The 2,205-nt window shown below is 57.4% G+C and carries 3 protein-coding genes; 1 reads left to right on the top strand and 2 read right to left on the bottom strand.

What is annotated here, in order from left to right:
- Positions 1–83: 83 nt before the first annotated feature.
- Together K359_RS60770 and K359_RS66675 are read right to left on the bottom strand one after the other, a co-directional pair.
- Complete coding sequence (locus tag K359_RS60770; protein WP_245284962.1) at positions 84–557, bottom strand: pentapeptide repeat-containing protein; 474 nt, start codon at positions 555–557, stop codon at positions 84–86.
- A 129-nt stretch (positions 558–686) separates the two neighbouring features.
- On the bottom strand, positions 687–809 hold the full coding sequence (locus K359_RS66675) for an RHS repeat-associated core domain-containing protein (protein WP_084518869.1): 123 nt from the start codon (positions 807–809) through the stop codon (positions 687–689).
- A gap of 129 nt (positions 810–938) precedes the next feature.
- On the opposite strand from K359_RS66675, the gene K359_RS56590 reads away from it, so the two are divergent.
- Entirely contained in the window at positions 939–1,922 is a 984-nt protein-coding gene (locus tag K359_RS56590; protein WP_029085222.1) for an AAA family ATPase, read from the top strand.
- The last annotated feature ends 283 nt before the right edge of the window (positions 1,923–2,205 follow it).

The following is a 2,205-nucleotide window of genomic DNA, read 5'->3' as shown; positions in this document are numbered from 1 at the left end:
TTGGACACGGCATATCGCTCCTTCGGTGGAGAAGTGGAGGCGTCAAGCACCCCCACGATATGCCGCCTTCCCGATTCCCGCCGTCACCAACTTTCGGCTATAGCTCTCTGGACAAGTATCATTCCTGCTGCTTCGGGATCGAAGTCATCAGGAAACCGTGTACGATTGTCGTACTGAGCTCCTGTCGGCGTGGCTTCAGTCAAATCTGAATCCCGTAAATCTGCTCCTTGAAGCTGCGTTGAATCGCCAAGATTGCTCGGACCAAGGTCGGCTCCCGTCAGCTTCGCTCTTCGCAAATCAGCTTCCTTTAAGTCAGCTCCACAAAGCACGGCCGTCGAAAGATCGGCGCCGGTCAGATTTGCTCGAAACAGAATTGCCCAATAGAGATCGGCGTCCCTTAGGCTCGCACCTTCGAAATTCGCATCACTGAGTTCCTTGCCTTCCAAATCGGCCCTCGCGAGATTCGCACCCGGCAACTCTACTGGGTCCAAATCACTTCCTGATCTCGGGCAGTAAGTAAGTATCTCAGCGCCATCGCGATCGACAATTTTCATCATTGCGTTACCGCTGCTCCTGCTCCGCCCAAGATTAGTGCAGGCAAACAGACTTGAGGGACCAAAATACATGCGCCCACCACCACTGCTGCTCCAACTCCAATCATCGCCGGTGTCGACATGGGAAACGAGCTACCTCACAGTGGTCAAGTCGCGAGAATCATATAGACTTGCCCCATCAACAAATCCAAGCGGATCGGCTTGCGCATATCTTCCAATCGTCGGGTCATAATGGCGATGCCAATTGTAGTGCAGTCCCGACTTAGCGAGGCATGCAGACTAGCTAGCGGGCACGCTACGCGACGGAACCATCGATAATGCGCTCGCCGCGGCGGGTCCATCGAGCGTGGAATTGTCGGAGAAACACCCAATCTGGCAGCGCGATTGCAGGCCCTGGCGGAACCCGGCGCTGTCGTCATCGAGCCAAGTACGCACCTTCTGGTCGGTAAATTGTTCGACTACCGCGATCTTGGAGACGTACCGCTCAAGGGATTTTCGGAGCCAGTTCGTGCCTATGAGGTCACCGGAACGAGCGCAGTCGAGAGTCGCTTCGAGGCGCTTCACGCGACGGGCCTCGCGCCGCTCGTTGGCCGTGACGAGGAGATCGAGCTGCTGCTGCGCCGTTGGGCCAAGGCGAAAGCCAGTGACGGCCAAGTAGTTCTGATTTCCGGCGAGCCAGGAATCGGCAAGTCGCGTCTCGCTGCGACGATTGTCGAGCGGATTGGCCGGGAACCGCACACCCGCTTACGTTTCTTTTGTTCACCTCACCACACGGACAGCGCCTTTCATCCCATTATTAGCCAGCTCGAGCGAGCTGCCCGCTTGCAGCGCGATGACGATGCGCATGCCAAGGTCAACAAGCTCGGTGCTCTGCTTTCGCAAGGATCGGCTCGACCAGACGATTATCGGCTTATCGCGGACCTGCTATCGCTGCCTGACGTAGGACGATACCCCGCGCTCCCGCTCAGCCCACAGCAGCGGCGACAGCGGACGATTGATGCGCTCATGCGACAACTCGAAGGTCTCGCCCAACACCAACCCGTCCTGCAGATTTTCGAAGACGTACATTGGGCTGATCCGACGAGTCTCGACTTACTCGACCGCAATGTCGAGTTAATCCGGAAGGTGCCGGTGCTGCTTCTTATAACATTCCGGCCTGAGTTCAATCCGCCATGGGTCGGCGAGTCTCATGTCACGGTCATGGCTTTGGGTCGGCTCGGTCGGCGCGACGGCGCCGCGCTGATTGAGGGAATCGCTGGAGACCGGATGCCTCCCGAAATGGTCGGTGAGATAGTCGAGCGTACCGACGGCGTGCCTCTATTTGTCGAGGAGTTGACGAAGGCGGTGTTGGAGGCCGGTATCTCCTGAGACTCATTCTCGCCAACCAAGTCTCCAACAACTACGAGCCCCGTAGCTATGCCAACCCGTACCTCAAGTCGGTCAGGTGCTTCGACCTCTTTGATCGCCCTGACTATCGCTCGAGTCACTAAGGAAGCTGCCAGAGAGTCCGGAGCGGGATCGACAGGAACTGATCGTTCAAAGCTCGATCGGAACACCGCTAGAGCATTTTCCGACCGGAATGAATCGGGTGGGGATTCCCAAAACGGCGCGAGTCAGATTCAAGCTGCATGCTGGCGAGGGAGGCCAGCAT

The sequence above is a fragment of the Bradyrhizobium sp. th-b2 genome, assembly GCF_000426785.1.
Classification (GTDB): domain Bacteria; phylum Pseudomonadota; class Alphaproteobacteria; order Rhizobiales; family Xanthobacteraceae; genus Bradyrhizobium; species Bradyrhizobium septentrionale.
Note: the sequence above shows the minus strand (reverse complement) of the source record. Positions and strands in the feature narration are given on the sequence as shown.

Coding starts and splice junctions, on each gene's coding strand:
- K359_RS60770 (WP_245284962.1), bottom strand. CDS start 557: ATGATGAAAATTGTCGATCGCGATGGCGCTGAGATACTTACTTACTGC.